A 23,169-nucleotide genomic window follows, 5' to 3' on the forward strand; every position below is an offset into this window, starting at 1 on the left:
GTGACCGTCGTACGAGATGGAGTGGCACCGGATGCAGCACGCAGGGGGGTCTCCGCTGCCGCCGCCCCATCGGCCGGGGCAGGTGCCGTCCGGCCCTTTGCCGCAGGCGAGTCACGCGCCTCAGCCGCCGCCAGGCATGCCGGGCTTCAGCGGAGCGCCGCCGCACCACCCGCCGGCCCAGCAGCCGCACATCCAGGCGCCGCAGGCCCCGGCCCCGCCACCGCCGCAGGCCGCGCATCCGCCGCAGCAGCCGCCGCGCGAGACCACCGGCCATGTGCAGCTCCCGACCGGCGCGCCCGTCGCCGTGCCGAGCCCGCCGCCCGCGCAGGCGCCCGCCGACTCCACCTCGACCACGCTCGCCGTGCTGCTCATCGGGCCCGCGGGCGCGGGCAAGACGAGCGTCGCCCGCCACTGGGCGGAGAGCCGCCGCGTCCCGACGGCCCACATCAGCCTCGACGACGTACGGGAATGGGTGCGCTCGGGCTTCGCCGACCCGCAGAGCGGCTGGAACGACAACAGCGAGGCCCAGTACCGACTGGCCCGCCGCACCTGCGGTTTCGCCGCGCGCAACTTCCTGGCGAATGGAATCTCCTGCATCCTCGACGACGCCGTGTTCCCGGACCGGCCCGTGGTGGGCCTGGGCGGCTGGAAGCGCCACGTGGGACCCGGCCTTCTTCCGGTCGTCCTCCTCCCCGGCCTGGAGATCGTCCTGGAGCGCAACTCCCGGCGCAGCGGCAACCGCCGCCTCACCGACGAGGAGGTCGCCCGCATCCACGGCCGCATGGCCGGCTGGTACGGCTCGGGCCTCCCGATCATCGACAACTCCCAGCTGGACGTCCCCGGCACGGCCCAGGTCCTGGACGAGGTCCTGGCCCGCGCGATCACGAGCCCCCCGAAGTGGTGACACCGCCGTAGCCCGGCGGGGTCGGTGGATTTGGTTCCGGTGGGGGTGACGGGGTCGGCGGCCTAGGTTTCGGCTGGAGTCGGCGGGGCCGTCGGATGTGGTTCCGGTGGGTCGGCCGGGCCGGGGTCATCCGTGGCTCTGCCGGACGAGGGGATGCGGCGCGCCGCGGCCTGTCCCCTTAGCCCACCTCCCCCCCTCCCGCCCCCTCCGGGGGCATCGGCCCGACGGGTGCGGCCTCCCGCCGCGGTCGGCCGCGCCACCGTCTTGGGCCGCCTTTCGTCGTTCACGGGGTCCCACCCGTTGCGGTCGGCCGCCACCGACTTGGGCAATCTGCCGCCTTGGGCGGCAGGGTGGGCAAGGCGGCGCACGGTGCCGCGCAACGAAGGTGAGGCCCCGACCACGTGGAAGCCACGCACCCCGCGCCTACGCAGGCGCCAACCCCGCCGCAGCGGGCCCGGCCCCGGGCGGCCGCAGCCCCCGGAGGGGGCGGGCGGGTGGGAGATGACCGGGGGCCGACGAAGCCGGGTTGGTACGGCGCCCCGCAGCGATCGCGGCAGACGTCCCCCGACGAGGCAACCGGCCCCGGGCAGCCGGAACCCCACCGCCGCCCACGCCCCCGCACCACTCCGCCCACCGCAACAACCCCCACCCCACCCGGGCGGCAGCCCACCCGTTCCGACCGGAGGGACCCGTCCGGACGCGCTGGGACGGCCGCGGGGCCCAGCCGCTCGTACGCTCGGCGTCATGGCAGAGGTGTACGCGGCCCGACGGGACCGGCTCAGAGAGCGCGCGACAGCGGGTGGCAGCGCGGCCACCCTCGTCTCGCGGCCCGCCAACGTCCGCTACCTGGCGGGAACGGCACCGAACGGCGCCGCCCTCCTGCTGGGCCGCGACCCCGGCGGCGGTGACGACCTCCTGCTGTGCGCGCGGGCGCCGAGCGACGAACCCGTCGAAGGACGGATCGACGAGGCACTGCGCGTACAGGTCCTGGACGTGCCCGCGGGCGACCCGGCCGTCGCCGCCGCCGACGTGGCGGCGTTCCGCGGCGCGGACTCGCTCGCCGTCGAGGAGCACCACCTCACCGTGGCCCGGCACCGGGCGATCGGCTCCGTGGCACCCCGACTCCGCCTCCTCGACCTCAACAGCGGCGTCGAACAGCTGCGCCTCGTCAAGGACGAGGAGGAGATCTCCTGCCTGCGGATCGCGGCGGAGATCGCCGACCAGGCGCTCGGCGAGTTGCTCGAATCCATTCTCGTCGGCCGCACGGAGCGGCACCTCGCCCTCGAACTGGAACGTCGACTTGTCGACCACGGCGCCGACGGCGCCGCCTTCCCCACCTCCGTGGGCACGGGCCCGAACTCGGGACGCGTCGCCCACCGCCCCAGCGACCGCCGGGTCGAGGAGGGCGACTTCCTCTCCGTGTGCCTGGGCGCGACGTACCGCGGCTACCGCTGCGAGATCGGTCGTACGTTCGTCATCGGAACCTCGCCCGCGGACTGGCAGATCGAGCTGTACGACCTCGTCTTCGCTGCCCAGCGGGCCGGCCGGGAGAGCCTGGCGCCGGGCGTCGAGTGCCGCGAAGTGGACCGGGCCGCCCGTCACGTCCTGGACGCGGCAGGGTATGGTGACGGGCTTGCGTCGCTGACCGGACACGGGGTGGGACTCGAAATCGACGAGGACCCGCAGTTGGCCCCCGCAGCCATGGGTAAACTGGACACTTGTGTGCCGGTCACCGTCGAACCGGGGGTCCACCTCCCGGGGCGGGGCGGCGTCCGGATCGATGACACGCTCGTCGTTCGCCCCGAGGCGGACGGCGGACCCGAGCTACTCACCATCACGACCAAGGAGCTGCTCGCGCTCTAGCCCGCAAAGGCTGCTCGCGTGCCCCTGGGTCGTCCACGTCAGTCCAGGAGATTCCGCAACCGTGGCTTCCACGAACGACCTCAAGAACGGCCTGGTGCTCAAGCTCGACGGGGGCCAGCTCTGGTCCGTCGTCGAGTTCCAGCACGTCAAGCCCGGCAAGGGCCCTGCCTTCGTGCGCACCAAGCTCAAGAACGTGCTCTCCGGCAAGGTCGTCGACAAGACGTTCAACGCCGGCGTCAAGGTCGACACGGCCACCATTGACAAGCGCGACATGCAGTTCTCGTACATGGACGGGGACTACTTCGTGTTCATGGACATGCAGACGTACGACCAGCTGCACGTCGACCGCAAGGCCGTCGGCGACGCCGCCAACTTCCTGATCGAGGGCTTCGAGGCCACGGTCGCCCAGCACGAGGGCGAGGTGCTCTTCGTCGAGCTGCCGGCCGCCGTCGAGCTGGTCATCAAGGAGACCGAGCCGGGCGTCCAGGGCGACCGCTCCACCGGCGGCACCAAGCCCGCCATCCTGGAGACCGGCCACCAGATCCAGGTCCCGCTCTTCGTCACCCAGGGCGAGAAGATCAAGGTCGACACCCGCTCCAGCGACTACCTCGGCCGGGTGAACAGCTAACCGTGGCTGCCCGTAATACGGCCCGCAAGCGCGCCTTTCAGATCCTCTTCGAGGCAGACCAGCGCGGCGCCGACACCCTGACGGTCCTCGCGGACTGGATCCGGCACTCCCGCAGCGACACGCGGCAGCCGCCGGTGAGCGAGTACACGATGGAGCTGGTCGAGGGGTACGCCAAGCAGGCGTCCCGGATCGACGAGCTCATCTCGCAGTACTCCGTCGGGTGGACCCTGGACCGGATGCCGGTCGTCGACCGCAACATCGTGCGGCTCGGCGCCTATGAGTTGGTCTGGGTCGACGGGACCCCGGACGCCGTGGTGCTCGACGAGGCCGTTTCGCTGGCCAAGGAGTTCTCCACCGACGAGTCCCCGGCGTTCATCAACGGACTGTTGGGTCGTTTCAAGGACCTGAAGCCGACCCTGCGCCGCGACGAGGTCTGAGCCCCGCCGCCGGACGCAGCACCGTTCCGCGGGCCCGGAGCAGAACATGAACGATGTTCTGCTCCGGGCCTGGTGCGTTTCCGGGGTTCTTCATAGGTTCTGGTCATGCCACCGACAGGTCCGGACTCCCTCCCCGCGCGCGTGCGCATCGGCTACGTGGCCCGAACTGATCCGCCTGCGCGCCGACTTCGACGAGTCCTTCGCGCCGGGCGAGCACCGAGGGCCACCCGGCGAGACGAGGAGTCCGCATGACGACCGACGACCCGATCCTGGCCCGGCTGACCGCACTGCGCGCGGGGGATCTGCCGGTGCACGGCGGCCGCACGATGGCGTACGTCTACGACTCCGGGCTCGAAGGCCTCGACGAACTGGCGAACGCCGCGCAGGCCGCCTTCGCCGGGGTCAACGGGCTCGACATGACGGCGTTCCCGAGCGTCGTGGAGCTGGAGAACGACCTGGTGCGCCGGGCCACCGCACTGCTCGGCGGCAGCGCGGGAACGTTCACCAGCGGCGGCACCGAGAGCTGTCTGCTCGCCGTCCTGACCGCGCGTCAGCACGCCCGCAAGGAGCGCGGGGTGACCGAGCCCGAACTCGTACTCCCCGAGACCGCGCACCCCGCCTTCCACAAGGCCGCCGAGCTCTTCGGCCTGCGCGTGGTGAGCGTCCCCGTCGACCCGGACACCTTCAAGGCACGCCCGGACGACATCGCCGCGGCGATCAGCGACCGCACCGCCCTGGTCGTCGTCTCCGCCCCCTCGTACGCGCACGGCGTCATCGACCCGGTCGTCGAGGTGGCCCGGGAGGCGGAGCGGCGCGGGGTGCTGTGCCACGTCGACGCGTGCATCGGCGGCTGGTACCTCGGGCATCTGCGGCACGCGGCGCGGCAGGAGCGGGACGTACCGGACATCCCGGAGTTCGACCTGTCCGTCCCCGGCGTGACGTCCCTCTCCGTTGACCTGCACAAATACGCGTACACGGCGAAAGGGGCCTCGCTGCTCCTGTTCCGGGACGCGGGGCTGCGCCGCCACGGCTGGTTCGCGCACGCCGCCTGGCCCGGCTACCCCGTGGTCAACTCCACGCTCCAGGGCACCAAGTCGGCAGGGCCCCTCGCGGCGGCCTGGGCGGTGACGGAGCGCGTCGGCGCCGAAGGTTACGCGGTGCTGTCGACGCGCGTACACCGCACGACCCGCGCGCTCGCCGACGGTGTCGAACGGATCGGCGGTCTGCGGCTCGCCGCGCGGCCCGAGGCGTCCCTGATCGCCGTGGCCTCCGACGACCCGGACATCGATGTCTTCGTGGTGGCGGACGAGCTGCGGGGGAGCGGCTGGTATCTACAGCCGCAGCCGGCGTTCGGGGCGTCACCGGCAACCCTGCATCTGACAGTGACCGCGGCCGTCGCGCAAGAGGAGACCGCGCGGCTGCTCCTCGCGGAGCTGGAGAAGGCGGTGAAAAGGGCGCGTGAGCTGGGGCCCGTTCGGGTGGATCCCGAGGTCGTCGAGGCGGCGGCCACGCTGGATCCGGACGCGCTGACCTCGGAGGAGGTGGAGATCGCGCTGGCGCTCGCCGGGGTGGGGGAGGGCGGCCGGCTGCCGGAGCGGATGGCGCCCGTGCTCGCGGTCCTCCAGGCGCTGCCACCGAGGCTGAGCGCGCGCCTGCTGCCCGAGGTGATCGGGCGGCTGTACCGGAATTTTTAGCCCCTCCGGCGTTTGAGGAGCAGGGTCCGGGGCGGGGCCACGCGGCGCGGGGCCCCGGTGTTCCGGGCCCGAAACCCCAGAAGGGGCGGAGCCCAATCGCTCCGCCCCCTCAGGGCTGTGACGTTTCTGCTGCGTGTGGCCGGATCAGACGTCGTCGTGCGCCACCGCGCGACGCGCGTCCGCGTCGAGCACGCCCCAGCTGATCAGCTGCTCGGTCAGCACCGAGGGCGACTGGTCGTAGATGACGGCGAGGGTGCGCAGGTCGTCCTGGCGGATCGAGAGCACCTTGCCGTTGTAGTCACCGCGCTGCGACTGGATCGTGGCGGCGTAGCGCTGAAGCGGGCCCGCCTTCTCCGGCGGCACGTGGGCCAGACGCTCCAGGTCGAGGCGCAGCTTCGGCGGCGGCTCGGCGGCGCCACCCGGGGTGGTGCCCGGCAGCAGCTCCTGCACCGGCACGCCGTAGAAGTCCGCCAGTTCGGCGAGGCGCTGCACGGTCACGGCACGGTCGCCGCGCTCGTACGACCCGACTACGACCGCCTTCCAGCGTCCCTGGGACTTCTCCTCGACACCGTGGAGGGAAAGGCCCTGCTGGGTACGGATCGCGCGGAGTTTCGCCCCGAGCTGTTTGGCGTATTCGCTGGACATATAGCTCCCCGGACACTGCATCACTAAGCGGCTGCGCCGCGTGGCTGTAACTCACTGTGAGGTTACGCAGCGTTACTTGGCCGCGTCAAGCCGAATGGTCCGTACCGACCTTCTCGTGAATTCGGCCGTCCCGCACCTCCAGGCGGGTGATCAGTGATGTTCCGGGGGCTGGTAGTGTTGACACGGCAAAATCCGACGTCCTTTAAGGTCCGTCCCGTGAGGCGGAGAAGGGGGTCCGTTTCGTATGGACACGCAGCAGTCCGATGCCCGGCCGGTTCTCGAAGGCCCTGACATCGCGCGGGTACTGACCCGCATCGCCCACGAGATCGTCGAGCGCGCCAAGGGCGCCGAGGACGTGGTTCTCCTGGGCATTCCCACGCGAGGCGTCTTCCTCGCCCGCCGGCTGGCCGAGAAGCTCGAAGAGATCACCGGCCGCGCCATCCCCGTCGGCTCGCTCGACATCACGATGTACCGCGACGACCTGCGCATGCACCCGCCGCGCGCGCTCGCCCGCACCGAGATCCCGGGTGACGGCATCGACGGCCGCCTCGTCGTCCTCGTCGACGACGTGCTCTTCTCCGGCCGCACCATCCGCGCCGCTCTCGACGCCCTGAACGACATCGGGCGCCCGCGTGCCGTGCAGCTCGCCGTCCTCGTCGACCGCGGCCACCGCGAACTCCCCATCCGTGCCGACTACGTCGGCAAGAACCTCCCCACGTCGCTGCGGGAGACGGTCAAGGTCCAGCTCGCCGAGGAGGACGGCCGCGACGCCGTGCTGCTCGGTGCCAAGCCGGACGCCCAGGCGGCCGAGCAGTAGCACCCCTTCCTGCCGTGCGCGCGCCCGCGTACGGCTCGACAGGTGTGCCCTCGCGCGCCCGTATGTCCCGAATCTCCTGAACTTCCTTACGGAGCACCCCAGATGATGCGACACCTCATCTCGGCCGCCGACCTCTCCCGCGACGACGCCGTGCTCATCCTCGACACCGCCGAGGAGATGGCCCGCGTCGCCGACCGGCCCATCAAGAAGCTGCCCGCGCTGCGCGGCCGGACCATCTGCAACCTCTTCTTCGAGGACTCGACGCGTACGCGGATCTCGTTCGAGGCCGCCGAGAAGCGCTTGTCCGCGGACGTCATCAACTTCGCCGCCAAGGGGTCGAGCGTCTCGAAGGGCGAGTCCCTCAAGGACACCGCCCAGACCCTTGAGGCCATGGGCGTCGACGCCGTCGTGATCCGGCACGGCGCGTCCGGCGCCCCGTACCGGCTCGCCACCTCCGGCTGGATCGACGCGCCGGTCATCAACGCCGGTGACGGCACCCACCAGCACCCCACGCAGGCGCTGCTCGACGCGTTCACGATGCGCCGCCGCCTCGTGGGGCCGGACGCCGGCATCGGCAAGGGCCTCGACGGCAAGCGCGTCACGATCGTCGGAGACGTGCTGCACAGCCGCGTCGCCCGCTCGAACGTCGACCTGCTGCACACGCTCGGCGCCGAGGTCACCGTCGTCGCGCCGCCCACCCTGGTGCCCGTCGGCGTCGAGAGCTGGCCCTGCGAGGTCTCCTACGACCTCGACTCGACGCTCACCAAGTCCGACGCCGTGATGATGCTGCGCGTCCAGCGCGAGCGGATGAACGCCGCGTTCTTCCCGACCGAGCGCGAGTACTCGCGCCGCTACGGGCTCGACGGCGACCGCATGGCGCGGATGCCGGAGCACTCCATCGTGATGCACCCCGGCCCGATGGTCCGCGGCATGGAGATCACCGCCGAGGTCGCCGACTCCGACCGCTGCACGGTCATCGAGCAGGTCGCCAACGGCGTGCACACGCGGATGGCCGTTCTGTACCTGCTGCTTGGCGGCAACGAGCCCGCCGTCAGCCACTCTCGTACCGAGGAGACGAAGTAATCATGAGCAAGACCCTTATCCGTGGTGCGAAGGTGCTCGGCGGCGAGCCGCAGGACGTCCTGATCGACGGCGGCGTGATCGCCGAGGTCGGCAGCGGACTGTCCGCCGAGGGCGTCGAGACCGTCGTCGAGGCCGAGGGCAAGGTCCTTCTGCCGGGCCTCGTCGACCTGCACACCCACCTGCGCGAGCCCGGCCGCGAGGACTCCGAGACCGTCCTGACCGGCACCCAGGCCGCGGCTTCCGGTGGCTACACGAACGTGTTCGCCATGGCCAACACGTTCCCGGTCGCCGACACCGCGGGCGTCGTCGAGCAGGTCTACCGGCTCGGCCAGGAGCACGGCTACTGCGACGTGCAGCCCATCGGCGCCGTCACCGTCGGCCTGGAGGGCGTCAAGCTCGCCGAGCTCGGCGCGATGCACGAGTCCGCCGCAGGCGTCACCGTCTTCTCCGACGACGGCAAGTGCGTCCACGACGCCGTGATCATGCGTCGCGCCCTGGAGTACGTGAAGGCCTTCGGCGGCGTCGTCGCGCAGCACGCCCAGGAGCCCCGCCTCACCGAGGGCGCCCAGATGAACGAGGGCACCGTCTCCGCCGAGCTGGGTCTCGGCGGCTGGCCCGCGGTGGCCGAAGAATCGATCATCGCCCGGGATGTCCTGCTCGCCGAGCACGTCGGCTCCCGCGTGCACATCTGCCACCTGTCGACCGCCGGCTCCGTCGAGATCATCCGCTGGGCCAAGTCCCGCGGCATCGACGTCACCGCCGAGGTCACCCCGCACCACCTGCTCCTCACCGACGAGATGGTGCGCTCGTACAACCCGGTGTACAAGGTCAACCCGCCGCTGCGCACCGAGAAGGACGTCATGGCGCTGCGCGAGGCGCTGGCCGACGGCACGATCGACATCGTCGCCACCGACCACGCCCCGCACCCGCACGAGGACAAGGACTGCGAGTGGGCCGCCGCCGCCATGGGCATGGTCGGCCTGGAGACCGCGCTCAGCGTGGTGCAGCAGACGATGGTCGAGACGGGCCTGCTGAGCTGGGCCGGGGTCGCCGACCGGATGTCCGTCAAGCCCGCCGAGATCGGACAGGCCAAGGGCCACGGACGTCCCGTCTCGGCAGGTGAGCCCGCGAACCTCGTTCTCGTCGACGCCGACTACCGTGGTGACGTGGACCCCGCGGGCTTCGCCTCCCGCAGCCGCAACACCCCCTACGAGGGCCGTGAGCTGCCGGGGCGCGTCACCCACACCTGGCTGCGGGGCAAGGCCACCCTCGCCGACGGGAAGCTCGCGTGACACCTCTGCAACCACTCGCCGTCCTCGCCGCCGAACAGAAGTCGGCGGAGGTGACCGACTGGCCGAACCGCATCGGCTGGATCGTCGGCCTGCTGCTCTTCATCGCGCTCGTCTACTGGCTGATGCGCCAGGGCTGGAAGTGGCGCGGCACCCTCCAGGGCGACCTGCCGGAGCTGCCCAGCGCGCCTTCGGAGCAGGGCCCGGCGAAACTGGAGCTGAGCGGCCGGTACCACGGCTCCACCAGCGCCGGGCAGTGGCTCGACCGCATCGTGGCGCACGGCCTCGGCACCCGCAGTCGCGTCGAGCTGACGCTCACCGACGAGGGTCTGACCGCCGTACGCCCCGGAGCGAGCGACTTCTTCGTCCCGGTGGGGGCGCTGCGCGAGGCCCGGCTCGACAAGGGCATCGCGGGCAAGGTCCTCACCGAGGGCGGCATGCTCATCGTCACCTGGGCGCACGGCGACAAGCTGATCGACTCCGGATTCCGCTCCGACCACGCCGCCGAGCAGGCGGAGTGGGTCACCACCCTGAACGACATGATCAACAAGAACATCCCGCAGGCAACGACGGAAGGCACCGCACGATGACCACCTCCACCAGGGGAACTGAGAAGGTTCCCGCCGTGCTCGTCCTGGAGGACGGCCGGGTGTTCCGCGGCCGCGCCTACGGGGCCGTGGGGGAGACCTTCGGCGAGGCCGTGTTCTCCACCGGCATGACCGGCTACCAGGAGACCCTCACCGACCCGTCGTACGACCGCCAGATCGTGGTCGCGACCGCCCCGCAGATCGGCAACACGGGCTGGAACGACGAGGACGACGAGTCGAAGCGCATCTGGGTCTCCGGCTACGTCGTGCGCGACCCCGCGCGCGTGCCGTCCAACTGGCGCGCCAAGCGCAGCCTGGACGACGAGCTGGTCGCGCAGGACATCGTCGGCATCTCCGGCATCGACACCCGCGCCCTCACCCGCCACCTGCGCGAGCGCGGCTCCATGCGCTCCGGCATCTTCTCCGGCGAGACGCTCCCGGCCGACGCCGAGCTCGTCTCCCGCGTCCAGGCGCAGCCCGCGATGAAGGGCCTGAGCCTGTACGAGGAGGTCGCCACCAAGGAGGCCTACGTCGTCCCCGCGGTCGGCACCAAGAAGTTCACCGTCGCCGCCATCGACCTCGGCATCAAGGGCATGACCCCGCACCGCATGGCCGAGCGCGGCATCGAGGTGCACGTCCTGCCGGCCACCGCGACCCCTGAGGACGTGTACGCCGTGAATCCCGACGGCGTGTTCTTCTCCAACGGCCCGGGCGACCCGGCCACCGCCGAGGGCCCGGTCGCGCTGATGACCGCCGTCCTGGAGCGCAGGACGCCGCTGTTCGGCATCTGCTTCGGCAACCAGATCCTCGGCCGCGCGCTCGGCTTTGGCACGTTCAAGCTGAGGTACGGCCACCGCGGCATCAACCAGCCGGTGCAGGACCGCACCACCGGCAAGGTCGAGGTCACCGCCCACAACCACGGCTTCGCCGTGGAGGCGCCGCTCGACAAGGTGAGCGACACCAAGTTCGGCCGCGCCGAGGTCTCCCACGTGTGCCTCAACGACAACGTCGTGGAGGGGCTCCAGCTGCTCGACCAGCCGGGCTTCTCCGTCCAGTACCACCCCGAAGCGGCGGCCGGTCCGCACGACGCCGCGTACCTGTTCGACCGCTTCGTGTCTCTGATGGAGTCCGCCCGTGCCTAAGCGCAACGACCTGAAGTCCGTCCTCGTCATCGGCTCGGGCCCGATCGTCATCGGCCAGGCCGCGGAGTTCGACTACTCCGGCACCCAGGCCTGCCGGGTGCTGAAGAAGGAGGGCCTGCGGGTCATCCTGGTCAACTCCAACCCGGCGACGATCATGACCGACCCGGAGATCGCCGACGCCACGTACGTCGAGCCGATCACCCCCGAGTTCGTCGAGAAGATCATCGCCAAGGAGCGCCCCGACGCGCTCCTGCCCACCCTCGGCGGCCAGACCGCGCTCAACACCGCGATCTCGATGCACGACCAGGGCGTCCTCGAGAAGTACGGCGTCGAGCTGATCGGCGCCAACGTCGAGGCGATCAACAAGGGTGAGGACCGCGACCTCTTCAAGGAGGTCGTGGAGGAGGTCAAGCGGAAGATCGGGCACGGCGAGTCCGCCCGCTCGTACATCTGCCACTCCATGGACGACGTCATGAAGGGCGTCGAGGAGCTCGGCGGCTACCCCGTCGTCGTCCGCCCCTCCTTCACCATGGGCGGCGCGGGCTCCGGCTTCGCGCACGACGAGGAGGAGCTGCGCCGCATCGCCGGTCAGGGCCTCACGCTCTCCCCGACCACCGAGGTGCTCCTGGAGGAGTCCATCCTCGGCTGGAAGGAGTACGAGCTGGAGCTGATGCGCGACAAGAACGACAACGTCGTGGTCGTCTGCTCCATCGAGAACTTCGACCCGATGGGCGTGCACACCGGTGACTCGATCACCGTCGCCCCGTCGATGACCCTCACCGACCGCGAGTACCAGCGGCTGCGCGACATCGGCATCGCGATCATCCGCGAGGTCGGCGTCGACACCGGCGGCTGCAACATCCAGTTCGCGATCAACCCCGAAGACGGCCGCGTCATCGTCATCGAGATGAACCCGCGCGTCTCCCGGTCCTCGGCCCTCGCATCCAAGGCCACCGGCTTCCCGATCGCGAAGATCGCCGCCAAGCTGGCCGTCGGCTACACGCTGGACGAGATCCCGAACGACATCACCGAGAAGACCCCCGCGTCCTTCGAGCCGACGCTCGACTACGTCGTCGTGAAGGCCCCGCGCTTCGCCTTCGAGAAGTTCCCGAGCGCCGACTCCACGCTGACCACGACCATGAAGTCGGTCGGCGAGGCCATGGCCATCGGCCGCAACTTCACCGAGGCGTTCCAGAAGGCGCTGCGCTCGCTGGAGAAGGCGGGCTCGCAGTTCTCCTTCGTCGGCGAGACCGGCGACAAGCAGGAGCTCCTGGAGGCCTCGGTCCGCCCGACCGACGGGCGCATCAACACCGTCATGGAGGCGATCCGGGCCGGCGCCACGCCGCAGGAGATCTTCGACTACACGAAGATCGACCCGTGGTTCGTCGACCAGCTCTTCCTCATCAAGGAGGTCGCCGACGAGCTCGCCGCGGCCCCCGAGCTGACGAAGGACCTGATCGCCGGGGCCAAGCGGCACGGCTTCTCCGACCGCCAGATCGCCGAGATCCGCGGCCTGCGCCAGGACGTCGTCCGCGAGGTCAGGCACGCCCTGGGCGTCCGCCCGGTCTACAAGACGGTCGACACCTGCGCCGCCGAGTTCGCCGCCAAGACGCCGTACTTCTACTCCTCGTACGACGAGGAGTCCGAGGTCGCGCCGCGCGAGAAGCCCGCCGTGATCATCCTCGGCTCCGGCCCGAACCGCATCGGCCAGGGCATCGAGTTCGACTACTCCTGCGTCCACGCCTCCTTCGCGCTCAGCGACGCCGGCTACGAGACCGTGATGGTCAACTGCAACCCGGAGACGGTCTCCACGGACTACGACACGTCCGACCGCCTCTACTTCGAGCCGCTGACCCTCGAGGACGTCCTGGAGATCGTCCACGCGGAGTCCCTCGCGGGCCCGATCGCGGGCGTCATCGTGCAGCTCGGCGGCCAGACCCCGCTGGGCCTCGCGCAGGCGCTCAAGGACAACGGCGTGCCCGTCGTCGGCACGCCCCCGGAGGCGATCCACGCCGCCGAGGACCGCGGCGCCTTCGGGCGCGTGCTCGCCGAGGCCGGTCTTCCCGCGCCCAAGCACGGCACCGCCACCACGTTCGCGGAGGCGAAGACGATCGCCGACGAGATCGGCTACCCGGTCCTCGTCCGCCCGTCCTACGTGCTCGGCGGCCGCGGCATGGAGATCGTCTACGACGAGGAGCGCTTGTCCTCGTACATCGAGGAGTCGACGGAGATCAGCCCCTCGCGGCCGGTCCTCGTCGACCGCTTCCTCGACGACGCCATCGAGATCGACGTCGACGCGCTCTACGACGGCGAGGAGCTCTACCTCGGCGGCGTCATGGAGCACATCGAGGAGGCCGGCATCCACTCCGGCGACTCGGCGTGCGCCCTGCCCCCGATCACGCTCGGCGGCCACGACATCAAGCGCCTGCGCGCCTCGACCGAGGGCATCGCCAAGGGCGTCGGCGTGCGCGGCCTGATCAACATCCAGTTCGCCATGGCCGGGGACATCCTCTACGTCCTGGAGGCCAACCCGCGCGCGTCCCGCACGGTCCCCTTCACCTCGAAGGCGACCGCGGTGCCGCTCGCGAAGGCCGCCGCCCGCATCTCGCTGGGCGCCACCGTCGCCGAGCTGCGCGCCGAGGGCCTGCTCCCGAAGACCGGTGACGGCGGCACGCTGCCGATGGACGCGCCGATCTCCGTCAAGGAGGCCGTCATGCCGTGGTCGCGCTTCCGCGACATCCACGGCCGCGGCGTCGACACGGTCCTCGGCCCGGAGATGCGCTCCACCGGCGAGGTCATGGGCATCGACTCCGTCTTCGGCACCGCCTACGCCAAGTCGCAGGCGGGCGCCTACGGTCCGCTGCCGACGAAGGGCAAGGCGTTCATCTCCGTCGCCAACCGCGACAAGCGCTCGATGATCTTCCCGGCGCGCGAGCTGGTCGCCCACGGCTTCGAGCTGCTCGCCACCTCCGGCACCGCCGAGGTCCTCAAGCGCAACGGCATCAACGCCACGATCGTGCGCAAGCAGTCCGAGGGTGAGGGCCCGAACGGCGAGAAGACGATCGTCCAGCTGATCCACGACGGCGACGTCGACCTGATCGTCAACACCCCGTACGGCACCGGCGGCCGCCTCGACGGCTACGACATCCGTACGGCGGCGGTCTCCCGCTCCGTGCCGTGCCTGACCACGGTCCAGGCGCTCGCGGCGGCCGTCCAGGGCATCGAGGCGCTGGGCCACGGAGACGTGGGCGTGCGCTCCCTGCAGGAACACGCGGAGCACCTGACGGCGTCCCGCGCTTAAGGATCCAGCAGCCCAAGAGGGGGACACCACACCGGTGTCCCCCTCTTCATGAGGCCACCGCCTCATGAGGACCTATAGGACTTCCAGCATGTACAAGCTGTTCTTCAACCTCGTCTTCAAGCACATGGACCCGGAGAAGGCCCACTACCTGGCCTTCCGCTGGATCCGCCTCGCGGCCCGCACGCCCGTTCTGCGCACCTTCGTAGCGGCGTACTTCGCGCCGCGCTACAAGGAGCTGCGTACGGAGGCACTGGGCCTGCGCATGCACGGCCCCTTCGGCCTCGCCGCCGGCTTCGACAAGAACGCCGTCGCGATCGACGGCATGTCGATGCTCGGCTTCGACCACGTCGAGATCGGCACCGTCACCGGGGAGGCCCAGCCCGGCAACCCCAAGAAGCGCCTCTTCCGCCTCGTGCAGGACCGCGCGCTCATCAACCGCATGGGCTTCAACAACGAGGGCTCGCTCGCCGTGGCGGCCCGCCTGGCCTCCCGCAACCCGGTCTTCAAGACCACGGTCGGCGTGAACATCGGCAAGACCAAGGTCGTGCCGGAGGCCGACGCTGCGGCCGACTACGTGAAGTCCACCGAGCGGCTCGCCGCGTTCGCCGACTACCTCGTCGTGAACGTGTCCTCGCCGAACACGCCGGGCCTGCGCAACCTCCAGGCCACGGAGTCGCTGCGGCCGCTCCTGAGCGCCGTGCGCGAGGCCGCGGACCGCACCGTGAAGTCGCGTCGCGTCCCGCTCCTCGTGAAGATCGCGCCCGACCTCGCGGACGAGGACGTCGACGCGGTCGCCGACCTGGCCGTGGAGCTCGGCCTCGACGGCATCATCGCCACCAACACGACGATCACCCGCGAGGGCCTCGCCACCCGGGGCGACGTCGTGAACGAGACCGGCGGCCTGTCGGGCGCGCCCCTCAAGGAGCGCTCCCTGGAGGTCCTGAGCCGCCTCTACGCGCGCGTGGGCGACCGGATCACGCTCGTGGGCGTCGGCGGCATCGAGAACGCCGAGGACGCCTGGCAGCGCATCCTCGCCGGTGCCACCCTCGTCCAGGGCTACTCGGCCTTCATCTACGAGGGCCCCTGCTACGCCCGCGCGATCCACAAGGGCCTCGCCGCCCGCCTGCGCGACTCCCCGTACGCCACGCTCGCCGACGCGATCGGCGCCGATGTGAGGAAGGTTTCCGCATGACCGCCCTTGAGCCCTTCGGCGCACGCCTGCGCCGCGTCATGGACGAGCGCGGCCCGCTGTGCGTCGGCATCGACCCGCACGCCGCCCTGCTGTCCTCCTGGGGCCTGACCGACGACGTCGCGGGCCTGGAGGCCTTCACGCGCGCGTGCGTCGAGGCCATGGCCGACACGGTCGCCGTGGTGAAGCCGCAGATGGCGTTCTTCGAGCGGTTCGGCTCGCGCGGCGTCGCCGTCCTGGAGCGGGCCGTCGCGGACCTGCGCGCCGCCGGGACCCTCGTCGTCATGGACGCCAAGCGCGGCGACATCGGCTCCACCATGGCCGCGTACGCGGAGACGTACCTGCGCGAGGACTCCCCGCTGTTCGTGGATGCCCTGACCGTCTCGCCGTACCTGGGTTACGGGTCCCTGAAGCCGGCCCTCGACCTGGCCCGCGAGTCCGGGGCAGGACTCTTCGTGCTCGCGCTCACGTCGAACCCCGAAGGCGGCGAGGTGCAGCACGCGGTGCGCGCCGACGGCCGCAACGTGGGCGCGACGATGCTCGGGCACCTCGCCGAGGAGAACGCGGGCGAGACGCCCATGGGCTCCTTCGGCGCGGTCGTCGGCGCGACGCTCGGCGATCTGTCCTCCTACGAGCTGGACATCAACGGCCCGCTCCTCGCCCCCGGCATCGGGGCGCAGGGTGCCACCGCCGCCGACCTCCCCTCGGTCTTCGGTTCCGCCGTGCGCAACGTCGTACCGAATGTGAGCCGTGGAGTTCTCAGGGCGGGTCCTTCGGTCGCCGCCCTTCGGGACGCCTCCGTGCGGTTCGCGGACGAGGTGCGCGAGGCCGTCGCGGGGGCCTGACGCCGGGGTTCGGAGAGGGTTCGGGGTGAGGTTTAAGGGTGGCACTCCGTGCCGACCTTGGGTTTTGCGTCCGAATCCTGTCCTGTTTAGTGGTCGATTTGTCCAGAATGTACGGCTCGACAGAGGCTGACCAGGACTTTTCGTCTGTTCTCGCTGACTCTGGCGGCCATGCCCGCTAGTCTCCGTCGAGAGTCAACGGTCAACTGCACGCCAGCGGGTTGTTCGTTGCTCCCCAGGTGTGGGGCGACTAGGTTCCTCACCGGTCCGTATCCGACAGTTCGACATCCGAGGTGACGTAGGCGTGGCTCTTCCGCCCCTTACCCCTGAACAGCGCGCAGCCGCGCTCGAAAAGGCCGCCGCGGCTCGCCGGGAGCGGGCCGAGGTCAAGAATCGACTCAAGCACTCCGGCGCCTCCCTCCACGAGGTCATCAAGCAGGGCCAGGAGAACGACGTCATCGGCAAGATGAAGGTCTCCGCCCTCCTCGAGTCCCTGCCGGGCGTGGGCAAGGTCCGCGCCAAGCAGATCATGGAGCGGCTCGGGATCTCCGAATCCCGCCGGGTGCGCGGTCTCGGTTCCAACCAGATCGCCTCCCTGGAGCGCGAGTTCGGCAGCACCGGAGCCTGAGTGGCCGCGACCTCCCCGGGCTGATTCCCGGGGCTGGTCCGGGCACTCCGGAACAACTGGAATAATCGCTGCATGAGTGAACGTCCGCGGCTGACCGTGCTCTCCGGCCCCTCGGGGGTCGGCAAGAGCACGGTTGTCGCCCATATGCGCAAGGAACACCCCGAGGTCTGGCTCTCGGTGTCGGCCACGACCCGCAAGCCGCGCCCCGGTGAGCAGCACGGTGTCCAGTACTTCTTCGTCACCGACGAGGAAATGGACAAGCTGATCGCCAACGGTGAGCTCCTCGAGTGGGCCGAGTTCGCGGGGAACCGCTACGGCACCCCGCGCGGAGCCGTGCTCGACCGCCTGGAGGCGGGGGAGCCGGTGCTGCTGGAGATCGACCTCCAGGGTGCTCGCCTGGTCCGGGAGTCGATGCCCGAGGCGCAGCTGGTCTTTCTGGCCCCTCCGAGCTGGGAAGAGCTGGTCCGCCGGCTCACCGGGCGAGGTACGGAGGCGCCGGAGGTCATCGAGCGCCGCCTCGCGGCCGCCAAGGTGGAGCTCGCCGCCGAGGCGGAGTTCGACACCACACTTGTCAACACCTCCGTCGAGGGTGTGGCCGCTGAGCTGCTAGCCTTGATGAAAGTTGTTTGATCTTCAGCAGTCTTTACCCCATCGGAAGGCAGAGAGTGTCCTCTACCATCACCGCGCCCGAGGGCATCATCAACCCGCCGATTGATGAGCTCCTCGAGGCCACCGACTCGAAGTACAGCCTGGTCATCTACGCCGCCAAGCGCGCGCGTCAGATCAACGCGTACTACTCGCAGCTCGGTGAGGGCCTGCTCGAGTACGTCGGCCCGCTGGTGGACACGCACGTCCACGAGAAGCCGCTCTCGATCGCCCTTCGTGAGATCAATGCGGGTCTGCTGACGTCCGAGGCCATCGAGGGCCCGGCTCAGTAACGCTCGTAGTCTCGGTACTTCAGGCCCGGCAGCGCAGCTGTCGGGCCTGTGGTGTGTCATGGAGTCGTACGTTTCCTCGTACGCAGCGAAGTCAGGGGAGAACCGGTGTCGTCGAAGCCGAAGGTCGTACTGGGGGTCAGCGGCGGAATCGCCGCCTACAAGGCGTGTGAACTGCTGCGACGGCTGACGGAGTCCGGCCACGACGTACGCGTCGTGCCGACCGAATCGGCTCTGCACTTCGTCGGCGCCGCGACCTGGTCGGCGCTCTCCGGCCATCCGGTCTCGACCGAGGTCTGGGACTCGGTCCACGAGGTGCCCCACGTACGCATCGGCCAGCACGCGGACCTGGTGATCGTCGCCCCGGCCACCGCCGACATGCTCGCCAAGGCGGCCCACGGACTCGCCGACGACCTCCTCACGAACACGCTCCTCACCGCCCGATGTCCGGTCGTCTTCGCCCCCGCGATGCACACCGAGATGTGGGAGCATCCGGCCACCCAGGAGAACGTCGCCACACTGCGCCGCCGCGGCGCCCTCGTCATCGAGCCCGCGGTCGGCCGCCTCACGGGCGTCGACACCGGCAAGGGCCGCTTCCCCGACCCGGCGGAGATCTTCGAGTACGCACGCCGGGTGCTCGCCCGCGGCGATGCACCGCAGGACCTCGCCGGGCGCCACGTGGTCGTCAGCGCCGGCGGCACCCGCGAGCCCCTCGACCCGGTCCGCTTCCTCGGCAACCGCTCCTCCGGAAAGCAGGGCTACGCACTCGCCCGCACGGCGGCGGCCCGCGGCGCCCGCGTCACGCTGCTCTCCGCGAACGCCGACCTGCCGGACCCGGCGGGCGTCGACGTCGTGCGCGTGGGGACGGCCGTGCAGCTGCGCGAGGCGGCCCTCAAGGCGGCCGCCGACGCCGACGCGGTCGTGATGGCCGCGGCCGTCGCCGATTTCCGCCCCGAGGTCTACGCCACCGGGAAGATCAAGAAGAAGGACGGCGAGGAGCCCGCGCCGATCGCCCTGGTGCGCAACCCGGACATCCTCGCCGAGCTGTCCGCCGACCGGGCCCGCCCGGGGCAGGTCGTCGTCGGCTTCGCCGCGGAGACCGACGACGTCCTCGCCAACGGTCGCGCCAAGCTCGCCCGCAAGGGCTGCGACCTGCTCGTCGTCAACGAGGTGGGGGAGCGCAAGACCTTCGGCTCCGAGGAGAACGAGGCCGTGATCCTGGGCGCCGACGGTGGCGAGACGCAGGTCCCGTACGGCCCGAAGGAGGCGCTCGCCGACCGCATCTGGGACGAGACGGCGCGGCGGCTCACTCCCGCGGCGGCGGGCTGAACCTTGGTCGAACACGCGCGGAATCTCACCGGTACGTGAAATTCACATCCGACGCGTTTGACGCAGGGAAACCCGGAAAACACGCCATTTTCGGGCGAGCAGTACCCTTCCGAAGACCGATCGTCGTATCGCAGAATGCGGTGTCGCAGGTCACAGCCCTCCCATTGGGCGAGACACGTGGACCGGCGGACGAGTACGACCGATAAACTGTTCCCGGACGGTGCCGGGCGCAGCCCCCCGCACCAACCGGCAAATGATCAGCCAGCAGCCGCTGCAACCACAGGGAGCGTTGTGTCCCGTCGCCTGTTCACCTCGGAGTCCGTGACCGAGGGTCACCCCGACAAGATCGCTGACCAGATCAGCGACACCATTCTCGACGCGCTGCTCCGCGAGGACCCCTCGTCCCGCGTCGCCGTCGAGACGCTGATCACCACCGGCCTCGTGCACGTCGCGGGCGAGGTGACCACGAAGGCGTACGCGCCGATCGCGCAGCTCGTGCGCGACAAGATCCTCGAGATCGGCTACGACTCGTCGAAGAAGGGCTTCGACGGCGCTTCCTGCGGCGTCTCGGTCTCCATCGGCTCGCAGTCGCCCGACATCGCGCAGGGCGTCGACACGGCGTACGAGAAGCGCGTCGAGGGTGACGAGGACGAGCTCGACAAGCAGGGCGCGGGCGACCAGGGCCTGATGTTCGGCTACGCGTGCGACGAGACGCCGGAGCTCATGCCGCTCCCGATCCACCTCGCGCACCGCCTCTCGCGCCGCCTGTCCGAGGTGCGCAAGAACGGGACGATCCCCTACCTGCGCCCCGACGGCAAGACCCAGGTCACCATCGAGTACGACGGCGACAAGGCGGTCCGCCTGGACACGGTCGTGGTCTCCTCGCAGCACGCGAGCGACATCGACCTGGACTCCCTGCTCGCCCCCGACATCCGCGAGTTCGTGGTGGAGCCGGAGCTGAAGGCGCTGCTCGACGACGGCATCAAGCTGGAGACCGAGAGCTACCGCCTGCTGGTCAACCCGACCGGCCGCTTCGAGATCGGCGGCCCGATGGGCGACGCCGGTCTGACCGGCCGCAAGATCATCATCGACACGTACGGCGGCTACGCCCGGCACGGCGGCGGCGCCTTCTCCGGCAAGGACCCGTCCAAGGTCGACCGCTCGGCCGCGTACGCGATGCGCTGGGTCGCCAAGAACGTCGTGGCCGCGGGTCTCGCCGCGCGCTGCGAGGTCCAGGTCGCGTACGCGATCGGCAAGGCCGAGCCGGTCGGTCTCTTCGTGGAGACCTTCGGTACGGCCACGGTCGACACGGACAAGATCGAGGCCGCGATCTCCGAGGTCTTCGACCTCCGTCCGGCCGCGATCATCCGCGACCTCGACCTGCTCCGCCCGATCTACTCCCAGACGGCCGCCTACGGCCACTTCGGGCGCGCGCTGCCCGACTTCACGTGGGAGAAGACGGACCGCGTGGACGCGCTGCGCAAGGCCGCGGGCCTGTAGGCCCCGAGCCACTGATCGGCCCGTAGGGCCCGGTTCTCCTTCGGGAGGGCCGGGCCCTGCGGCGTTCGCGGGCCTTCGCCGACCGGGCCCCGTGTCAGTGCCCTCTGGTAGGAATGCACGTGTGAGCAGCGAGAACGACAGGGGCGACGAGGGCGGGGAGCCGGAGCAGCTTGCGTTGATCCGGGAGAGCGTGCGGGCTGCCAAGGTGCCGAAGGCGAAGCCGCGGACGTGGCGGGGGGCGGCGTTGGCGGAGGAGCTTCCGGTGGCGCGCGTGCTCGTGGACAAGGGCGTGCTGCACCTCGACCGGTACTTCGAGTACGCGGTGCCGAAGGAGCTGGACGCCGCCGCGCAGCCGGGCGTGCGGGTGCGGGTGCGCTTCGGTGCGGGGAACCGGAACGTGCGGGACGGGCGGCGCGAAGGCGGCGGCCTCATCGACGGGTTTCTCGTCGAGCGGGTCGCCGAGGCCGAGTATCAGGGGCCGCTCGCCGCGCTCGCGCAGGTCGTGTCGCCCGAGCGCGTGCTCGACGCGGAACTGCTCGGGCTGACCCGGGCCGTCGCCGATCGGTACGCCGGAAGCCTTGCCGATGTGTTGCAGCTGGCGATTCCGCCGCGTCATGCCAAGGCCGAGGCCCGGGAGTTTCCCGCGCCGCCCGCGCCGCCGGGGGCTCCCGAGGCCGGTTCCTGGGAGCGGTACGAGCGGGGGGCCGATTTCGTGGCCTCGCTGGCGGCGGGCGGCGCGCCCCGCGCGGTGTGGACGGCGCTGCCCGGGCCCGAGTGGGCCGGCGAGATCGCGGGGGCCGTGCGGGCGACGCTCGCTTCGGGGCGGGGCGCCCTGGTCGTGGTGCCGACGGTGCGGCTCGCGGCGCGCGTCGACGCCGCGCTGCGGGAGGAGTTGGGGGAGGGGCAGCATGCGTTGCTGACGGCCGATGCCGGTCAGCAGCGGCGGTACTCCGAGTGGCTTGCCGTGCGGCGGGGGGCCGTGCGGGCCGTCGTGGGGACCCGGGCGGCCATGTTCGCGCCCGTGCGCGATCTCGGGCTCGTGGTGGTCTGGGAGGACGGGGACCAGCACCACAGCGACGACCACGCTCCGTTCCCGCACGTACGGGAGGTCCTGGAACTGCGGGCGACGCGGGACAAGTGCGCGTTCCTGCTGGGGAGTTGGAGCTGCACCGTCGAGGCCGCACAGCTCGTGCGCAGCGGGTGGGCGGCCGCCGTGAGCGCCCCGCGCGACGTCGTACGACGGGTCGCTCCGCTCGTACGCACGGTGGGGGACCGGGACGTGGCGCGCGACGAGGCGGCGCGGGCCGCCCGGCTGCCGAGTCTCGCGTGGGAGGTGGCGCGGACCGCGCTGCGCGAGGGGCCCGTGCTGGTGCAGGTGCCGAGGCGGGGGTACGTGCCGCGGCTCGCGTGTCAGCGGTGTCGTGAGCCCGCCCGGTGCCGGCAGTGCGCGGGGCCGTTGGAGGCGCGGGAGGCGACCGGGGTGCTCGCGTGCGGCTGGTGCGGGCGCGAGGAAGGGCGCTGGCAGTGCGCCGAGTGCGGGGGGACCCGGTTGCGGGCGCAGGTCGTCGGGGCGCGGCGTACCGCCGAGGAGTTGGGGCGGGCGTTCTCCACGGTGCCGGTGCGGACGTCGGGGCGGGAGCAGGTGCTCGACACGGTGCCGGGCACGCCCGCGCTGGTGGTGAGTACGCCGGGGGCCGAGCCGGTCGCCGAGGGCGGGTACGCGGCGGCGCTGCTGCTCGACGGGTGGGCGATGCTGGGGCGGGCCGATCTGCGGGCGGGGGAGGAGGCGCTGCGGCGGTGGATCGCGGCGTCCGCGCTGGTGCGGCCGCAGGAGGTGGGAGGCGCGGTGGTCGTGGTCGCGGAGCCCACGTTGCGGCCCGTGCAGGCGCTGGTGCGGTGGGATCCGGTGGGGCACGCGGTGCGGGAGCTCGCGGACCGGGCGGAGCTCGGGTTCCCGCCGGTGTCGCGGATGGCGGCGGTCACGGGGACGGCGGAGGCCGTCGCCGGGTTCATGGCGGCGGTGGAACTGCCGGGGGACGCGGAGGTGTTGGGTCCTGTGCCGGTGCCTTCGGCGATACCGGGTGGCGCGCGGCGGGGCGGGGGGCCTCCCCCAAGCTCTTCGAGCAGGGGATACCCCATGGCCGGGGAGGAATGGGAGCGGATCCTCGTGCGGGTGCCGCCGGGGAGCGGCTCCGTGCTCGCCCATGCCCTGAAGCAGGCGCAGGCGGCGCGGATGGCCCGGGGGGCCGGGGAGCCGGTCCGGGTCCGGGTGGACCCGCTCGACATCGGGTGAGCGGACACAGTGGACACGCTTTGCCACACACTTCTGCCTCCCCGTGCGCCAGGTCGCGGACGG

The 23,169-nt window shown here is 71.1% G+C and carries 20 protein-coding genes; 19 read left to right on the forward strand and 1 reads right to left on the reverse strand.

Annotated elements, in window-relative coordinates; genetic code table 11:
• The first annotated feature begins 31 nt into the window (after positions 1–31).
• The 5 genes from ACNYS0_RS32945 (at position 32) to ACNYS0_RS32965 (ending at position 5,526) form a co-directional block, all read left to right on the forward strand.
• On the forward strand, positions 32–904 hold the full coding sequence (locus ACNYS0_RS32945; protein WP_422478814.1) for a Pro-rich N-terminal domain-containing protein: 873 nt from the start codon (positions 32–34) through the stop codon (positions 902–904).
• Positions 905–1,648: 744 nt separating this feature from the next.
• Complete coding sequence (locus tag ACNYS0_RS32950) at positions 1,649–2,767, forward strand: M24 family metallopeptidase (RefSeq protein ID WP_422478816.1); 1,119 nt, start codon at positions 1,649–1,651, stop codon at positions 2,765–2,767.
• 61 nt (positions 2,768–2,828) lie between these two features.
• Positions 2,829–3,395 (forward strand): elongation factor P, encoded by a 567-nt coding sequence (gene efp / locus ACNYS0_RS32955; protein ID WP_385763064.1) that lies wholly within the window; start codon positions 2,829–2,831, stop codon positions 3,393–3,395.
• A gap of 2 nt (positions 3,396–3,397) precedes the next feature.
• The gene (gene nusB / locus ACNYS0_RS32960; RefSeq protein WP_422478818.1) at positions 3,398–3,832 is read left to right on the forward strand and encodes a transcription antitermination factor NusB; all 435 of its coding nucleotides are present in this window, start codon (positions 3,398–3,400) and stop codon (positions 3,830–3,832) included.
• A 248-nt stretch (positions 3,833–4,080) separates the two neighbouring features.
• Complete coding sequence (locus tag ACNYS0_RS32965; protein ID WP_422478820.1) at positions 4,081–5,526, forward strand: pyridoxal phosphate-dependent decarboxylase family protein; 1,446 nt, start codon at positions 4,081–4,083, stop codon at positions 5,524–5,526.
• Between the two features lie 144 nt (positions 5,527–5,670).
• On the opposite strand, the gene bldD is transcribed toward ACNYS0_RS32965, so the two are convergent.
• Positions 5,671–6,171 carry a transcriptional regulator BldD gene (gene bldD / locus ACNYS0_RS32970; protein WP_266721805.1) on the reverse strand — a complete coding sequence of 167 codons (501 nt, stop codon included), beginning with the start codon at positions 6,169–6,171 and terminating at the stop codon, positions 5,671–5,673.
• A 244-nt stretch (positions 6,172–6,415) separates the two neighbouring features.
• On the opposite strand from bldD, the gene pyrR reads away from it, so the two are divergent.
• From pyrR to ACNYS0_RS33040, 14 genes are all read left to right on the forward strand, one after another.
• The gene (gene pyrR / locus ACNYS0_RS32975; RefSeq protein ID WP_266721807.1) at positions 6,416–6,988 is read left to right on the forward strand and encodes a bifunctional pyr operon transcriptional regulator/uracil phosphoribosyltransferase PyrR; all 573 of its coding nucleotides are present in this window, start codon (positions 6,416–6,418) and stop codon (positions 6,986–6,988) included.
• A 102-nt stretch (positions 6,989–7,090) separates the two neighbouring features.
• Entirely contained in the window at positions 7,091–8,071 is a 981-nt protein-coding gene (locus ACNYS0_RS32980; RefSeq protein WP_422406108.1) for an aspartate carbamoyltransferase catalytic subunit, read from the forward strand.
• A gap of 2 nt (positions 8,072–8,073) precedes the next feature.
• Positions 8,074–9,363: a dihydroorotase gene (locus ACNYS0_RS32985; protein WP_422478822.1), complete on the forward strand. Its 1,290-nt coding sequence runs from the start codon at positions 8,074–8,076 to the stop codon at positions 9,361–9,363.
• Entirely contained in the window at positions 9,360–9,950 is a 591-nt protein-coding gene (locus ACNYS0_RS32990; RefSeq protein WP_422478824.1) for a PH-like domain-containing protein, read from the forward strand. Before ACNYS0_RS32985 ends, ACNYS0_RS32990 begins: the two co-directional genes overlap by 4 nt.
• Positions 9,947–11,089, forward strand: a complete 1,143-nt coding sequence (gene carA / locus ACNYS0_RS32995; RefSeq protein ID WP_422478826.1) for a glutamine-hydrolyzing carbamoyl-phosphate synthase small subunit — start codon at positions 9,947–9,949, stop codon at positions 11,087–11,089. Before ACNYS0_RS32990 ends, carA begins: the two co-directional genes overlap by 4 nt.
• On the forward strand, positions 11,082–14,390 hold the full coding sequence (carB, locus tag ACNYS0_RS33000) for a carbamoyl-phosphate synthase large subunit (protein WP_422478828.1): 3,309 nt from the start codon (positions 11,082–11,084) through the stop codon (positions 14,388–14,390). Before carA ends, carB begins: the two co-directional genes overlap by 8 nt.
• Positions 14,391–14,478: 88 nt before the next feature.
• The gene (locus ACNYS0_RS33005) at positions 14,479–15,582 is read left to right on the forward strand and encodes a quinone-dependent dihydroorotate dehydrogenase (RefSeq protein WP_422478830.1); all 1,104 of its coding nucleotides are present in this window, start codon (positions 14,479–14,481) and stop codon (positions 15,580–15,582) included.
• The gene (gene pyrF, locus ACNYS0_RS33010; RefSeq protein ID WP_422478832.1) at positions 15,579–16,424 is read left to right on the forward strand and encodes an orotidine-5'-phosphate decarboxylase; all 846 of its coding nucleotides are present in this window, start codon (positions 15,579–15,581) and stop codon (positions 16,422–16,424) included. The genes ACNYS0_RS33005 and pyrF overlap by 4 nt, the downstream gene beginning before the upstream one ends.
• Positions 16,425–16,725: 301 nt before the next feature.
• Complete coding sequence (locus ACNYS0_RS33015; protein WP_026246651.1) at positions 16,726–17,049, forward strand: integration host factor; 324 nt, start codon at positions 16,726–16,728, stop codon at positions 17,047–17,049.
• Between the two features lie 72 nt (positions 17,050–17,121).
• On the forward strand, positions 17,122–17,679 hold the full coding sequence (gene gmk / locus ACNYS0_RS33020; RefSeq protein ID WP_422406101.1) for a guanylate kinase: 558 nt from the start codon (positions 17,122–17,124) through the stop codon (positions 17,677–17,679).
• 35 nt (positions 17,680–17,714) lie between these two features.
• Complete coding sequence (gene rpoZ, locus ACNYS0_RS33025; RefSeq protein WP_326014223.1) at positions 17,715–17,987, forward strand: DNA-directed RNA polymerase subunit omega; 273 nt, start codon at positions 17,715–17,717, stop codon at positions 17,985–17,987.
• Between the two features lie 105 nt (positions 17,988–18,092).
• Entirely contained in the window at positions 18,093–19,313 is a 1,221-nt protein-coding gene (gene coaBC, locus ACNYS0_RS33030; protein ID WP_422478834.1) for a bifunctional phosphopantothenoylcysteine decarboxylase/phosphopantothenate--cysteine ligase CoaBC, read from the forward strand.
• Between the two features lie 291 nt (positions 19,314–19,604).
• The gene (metK, locus tag ACNYS0_RS33035; protein ID WP_399235351.1) at positions 19,605–20,813 is read left to right on the forward strand and encodes a methionine adenosyltransferase; all 1,209 of its coding nucleotides are present in this window, start codon (positions 19,605–19,607) and stop codon (positions 20,811–20,813) included.
• Between the two features lie 121 nt (positions 20,814–20,934).
• On the forward strand, positions 20,935–23,106 hold the full coding sequence (locus ACNYS0_RS33040) for a primosomal protein N' (protein WP_422478836.1): 2,172 nt from the start codon (positions 20,935–20,937) through the stop codon (positions 23,104–23,106).
• Positions 23,107–23,169: the final 63 nt, after the last annotated feature.

Source organism: Streptomyces anthophorae, from assembly GCF_049310305.1.
Taxonomy (GTDB): Bacteria; Actinomycetota; Actinomycetes; order Streptomycetales; family Streptomycetaceae; genus Streptomyces.

Excerpts from the sequence above, each read along its gene's own strand:
- ACNYS0_RS32945 (WP_422478814.1), top strand. The coding sequence starts at position 32 with ATGCAGCACGCAGGGGGGTCTCCGCTGCCGCCGCCCCATCGGCCGGGG.
- ACNYS0_RS32950 (WP_422478816.1), top strand. The coding sequence starts at position 1,649 with ATGGCAGAGGTGTACGCGGCCCGACGGGACCGGCTCAGAGAGCGCGCG.
- ACNYS0_RS32965 (WP_422478820.1), top strand. The coding sequence starts at position 4,081 with ATGACGACCGACGACCCGATCCTGGCCCGGCTGACCGCACTGCGCGCG.
- bldD (WP_266721805.1), bottom strand. The coding sequence starts at position 6,171 with ATGTCCAGCGAATACGCCAAACAGCTCGGGGCGAAACTCCGCGCGATC.
- pyrR (WP_266721807.1), top strand. The coding sequence starts at position 6,416 with ATGGACACGCAGCAGTCCGATGCCCGGCCGGTTCTCGAAGGCCCTGAC.
- ACNYS0_RS32980 (WP_422406108.1), top strand. The coding sequence starts at position 7,091 with ATGATGCGACACCTCATCTCGGCCGCCGACCTCTCCCGCGACGACGCC.
- ACNYS0_RS32985 (WP_422478822.1), top strand. The coding sequence starts at position 8,074 with ATGAGCAAGACCCTTATCCGTGGTGCGAAGGTGCTCGGCGGCGAGCCG.
- carA (WP_422478826.1), top strand. The coding sequence starts at position 9,947 with ATGACCACCTCCACCAGGGGAACTGAGAAGGTTCCCGCCGTGCTCGTC.
- ACNYS0_RS33005 (WP_422478830.1), top strand. The coding sequence starts at position 14,479 with ATGTACAAGCTGTTCTTCAACCTCGTCTTCAAGCACATGGACCCGGAG.
- pyrF (WP_422478832.1), top strand. The coding sequence starts at position 15,579 with ATGACCGCCCTTGAGCCCTTCGGCGCACGCCTGCGCCGCGTCATGGAC.
- gmk (WP_422406101.1), top strand. The coding sequence starts at position 17,122 with ATGAGTGAACGTCCGCGGCTGACCGTGCTCTCCGGCCCCTCGGGGGTC.